This is a genomic window from Flavobacterium sp. (genome assembly GCF_028712645.1).
Taxonomy (GTDB): domain Bacteria; phylum Bacteroidota; class Bacteroidia; order Flavobacteriales; family Flavobacteriaceae; genus Flavobacterium.
Map to the genome: position 1 here is coordinate 1 of NZ_JAQTPQ010000318.1, position 3,550 is coordinate 3,550.

Annotated in this window: 4 protein-coding genes and 3 tRNA genes; all 7 read right to left on the minus strand. The window is 34.1% G+C overall.

Going from position 1 to position 3,550, the window contains the following annotated elements; translation table 11 throughout:
• Positions 1 to 96: 96 nt before the first annotated feature.
• Positions 97 to 1,281, minus strand: a complete 1,185-nt coding sequence (gene tuf, locus PHC28_RS17045) for an elongation factor Tu (RefSeq protein WP_300103401.1) — start codon at positions 1,279 to 1,281, stop codon at positions 97 to 99.
• 57 nt (positions 1,282 to 1,338) lie between these two features.
• A tRNA-Thr gene (locus PHC28_RS17050) sits at positions 1,339 to 1,410 on the minus strand.
• 86 nt (positions 1,411 to 1,496) lie between these two features.
• A tRNA-Tyr gene (locus PHC28_RS17055) sits at positions 1,497 to 1,577 on the minus strand.
• A 60-nt stretch (positions 1,578 to 1,637) separates the two neighbouring features.
• Positions 1,638 to 1,711: transfer RNA gene (locus PHC28_RS17060), tRNA-Thr, on the minus strand.
• Between the two features lie 91 nt (positions 1,712 to 1,802).
• Positions 1,803 to 2,105, minus strand: a complete 303-nt coding sequence (gene raiA, locus PHC28_RS17065) for a ribosome-associated translation inhibitor RaiA (RefSeq protein WP_300103403.1) — start codon at positions 2,103 to 2,105, stop codon at positions 1,803 to 1,805.
• Between the two features lie 33 nt (positions 2,106 to 2,138).
• The gene (locus tag PHC28_RS17070; protein WP_300103405.1) at positions 2,139 to 3,035 is read right to left on the minus strand and encodes a tyrosine-type recombinase/integrase; all 897 of its coding nucleotides are present in this window, start codon (positions 3,033 to 3,035) and stop codon (positions 2,139 to 2,141) included.
• A 70-nt stretch (positions 3,036 to 3,105) separates the two neighbouring features.
• A complete protein-coding gene (gene rpsU / locus PHC28_RS17075) occupies positions 3,106 to 3,303 on the minus strand; it encodes a 30S ribosomal protein S21 (RefSeq protein WP_073370216.1) in 198 nt (65 codons plus the stop codon).
• Between the last annotated feature and the right edge of the window lie 247 nt (positions 3,304 to 3,550).

Genomic DNA, 3,550 nt, shown 5'->3' on the forward strand with positions numbered 1-3,550 from the left:
TTGGAGACCGCTATTCTACCCTTGAACTACGTCCGTTCGTTAAAAACCAGTAACACCCACAGGTGTTACTGGTCTTATAAACATTATTAATTTATACTATAGTATTTCAGTAACCTGACCTGCTCCAACAGTTCTACCACCTTCGCGGATAGCAAAACGTAAACCTACATTCATAGCAATTGGGCTTAACAAAGCAACTTCAATAGTTAAGTTATCTCCTGGCATTACCATCTCTACTCCAGCTGGTAAAGTAATAACTCCTGTTACATCAGTTGTACGTACGTAAAACTGTGGACGGTAGTTATTATGGAATGGAGTATGACGACCACCTTCTTCTTTTTTCAAGATATACACCTCAGCTTTGAAGTGATTGTGTGGTTTTACTGACCCTGGTTTAATGATAACCATTCCTCTTTTAATATCAGCTTTATCAATACCTCTTAAAAGTAAACCAACATTATCTCCTGCCTCACCTCTATCAAGGATTTTACGGAACATTTCAACTCCTGTAATAGTAGAAGTCAATTTTTCAGCTCCCATACCAATGATTTCAACAGCATCTCCTGTATTAGCAATACCTGTTTCGATACGACCTGTAGCTACAGTTCCACGACCTGTAATTGTAAATACATCTTCAACTGGCATCAAGAATGGTTTCTCTGTATCACGTACTGGCTCTTCAATCCAAGCATCAACAGCCTCCATTAATTCAATAATTTTAGGAACCCAAACTGGATCATTATTCAAACCACCTAAAGCAGAACCTTGAACTACAGGACAATTGTCTCCATCATATTCGTAGAAAGACAATAAATCTCTAATTTCCATTTCAACAAGTTCCAATAATTCTTCATCATCAACCATATCCACTTTGTTCATGAATACAACCATTCTAGGAATACCAACTTGACGACCTAACAAGATGTGCTCACGTGTTTGTGGCATTGGTCCATCAGTAGCAGCAACAACAAGAATAGCACCATCCATTTGAGCAGCACCTGTAACCATATTTTTTACGTAATCCGCGTGACCAGGACAGTCAACGTGTGCGTAGTGACGGTTAGCAGTTTCGTATTCAACGTGAGATGTATTAATTGTAATACCTCTTTCTTTTTCTTCTGGAGCATTATCAATTTGATCAAATGATTTTGCTTGACAGTAACCAGCATCAGATAACACTTTAGTTATTGCTGCAGTTAAAGTTGTTTTTCCGTGATCCACGTGTCCGATCGTACCAATATTTAAGTGTGGTTTCGAACGGTTAAAGGTTTCTTTTGCCATTTTACTTAGTTTTTAATCTTTATTAATTTATTAGTGTTCAATTTTATACTTTCTTTGAGCCAACTACGGGAATTGAACCCGTGACCTCTTCCTTACCAAGGAAGCACTCTACCCCTGAGCTAAGTCGGCAGAATCCTTGATTTAAGAGTTTAGATTTCTGATTTTAGATTTTCGTAATCTACAATCTAAAATCTGCAATCTAAAATTCATTCTAGTGGGGAGAGCAGGATTCGAACCTGCGAAGTTCACACAGCAGATTTACAGTCTGCCCTCGTTGGCCGCTTGAGTATCTCCCCATTTTTTTATATTCCAATAATCTAAAGAACAAATTCCAAATCGCATTTGGAATAAAAAAGAGCCGGCGGAGGGACTCGAACCCACGACCTGCTGATTACAAATCAGCTGCTCTAGCCAACTGAGCTACGCTGGCAAAATCAATAAAAAAAGTCCGCTATTTCTAACGGACTGCAAATGTATATCTTTTTGTTTTTTAATCAAACTTTTTTTAATGAAAATTTATATTAAATATTTGATTTGATTTTTTCTTTTCTTTTTACCAACATACGCTCTAGTGATTCTGCCGATTGCTCTACTGCTTCTTCAAAAGTTTTGCATTGCTTTTTTACAATGAATTCATCTCCGGGAACATGAACCTTTATCTCTGCAATTTTGTTTTCCTTATCACTTGTCTTTTCTACTTTCAAAAAAACATCAGACGAAACCACCTTGTCATAATACTTTTCTAGTCTATCCATTCTTTCCTGAATAAAACCCACTAGCTTTCCGTCAACTGTAAAGTTAACAGCATGAACATTTACCTTCATAATCAAAATTTTTATTGGTTAAACATATTCGAATTATTTTTGATTTCTAGGATGAGACTCTTCATAAACTTTTTTTAACTCTGATAAACTACTATGAGTATAAATTTGTGTCGAGGCCAAACTTGAATGTCCCAATAATTCTTTTACTGAATTTAAATCGGCTCCGTTATTTAATAAGTGTGTCGCAAATGTGTGTCTTAATATATGTGGACTCTTTTTTACTTTCTCGGAGACTGTACTAAAGTACGAATTAATTAATCGATAAACAAAGGAATCGTTCAACTTTAACCCTCTTTTTGTGAGAAAAAAATGGTCGTTATCTGTAACCTTCTCTAAATGTGTTCTTTCGTTTAAATATATTTTTAACTCATTTATAACAATCGGCAAAAGCGGAAGAATACGCTCCTTATTTCTTTTGCCAAGAACTTTTATTGTATTATTAGACAGATTGACGTTGTAAATTTTTAAATGAATTAACTCGGTTCTTCGAATTCCGGTTGTGTAAAATAAGTCAATTATTAGTTTATCTCTTATCGCTTCGAAACCTACTGGATTTGAAATTTGATTTAAAACCTCGGCAACTTCTTTTTCGGAAAAAGGAATTTGAAGCGTTTTAGGAGTTTTTAATGCTTTATGTTTAAGGAGTGGACTAACTTCTATTTGCTTGGTTTTTAAAATAAATTTGTAAAAGGCTTTTAAAGATTGTATTTTTCTATTCACCGAAACATTTGACATACCGTAATCTACAAGCGAAACTATCCAAGTTCTGATTTGGCTGTAGTTTACCTGCTCTATATTTTCTTCATTGAATTGATTTTTATTGAATGACTCGAAGAATGCAATATCATCCAAATACGCATTTATGGTATGTGGAGAATATTTTTTCTCCAATTGTAGATAATTCCTAAATGCGTCCTTATTATTAGTCATAAAAAAAACCGTTAGTATCAAAGGTATTAAACTTTAATGACTAACGGCGTTTTATTTTGATAGAAAATAATTAACTATTCTCTATGTTGTCTCTCATATTCTGGATATAAGCAGCTTTTTGAATTTTTGCTCTATTGGTAACTGATGGTTTTATAAAAGCAGTACGTGCTCTTAGTTGACGAACAGTTCCTGTTTTGTCAAATTTTCTTTTATAGCGCTTTAATGCTCTATCGATATTTTCTCCGTCTTTAATTGGTATAATTAACATAATATAGACACCTCCTCTCGTTAAGGCTGCAAAAGTAAACAAAGTTTTGAATTATGAGTTATGAATTATGAATTATTTTTCAAGATTAAATAATAGACGGATAGATAAAAAAAGAGCTTAGTTACAATTTCCTACTTCTTGCCGCAACTTGATATTTGAGATGTAACGCCTTTTGTCAAAGGAATAAATTTTGTAAGCACAAGTCCAATTGGATTTTTAAATTTGACCTAGAAACTCTATTTTTTTT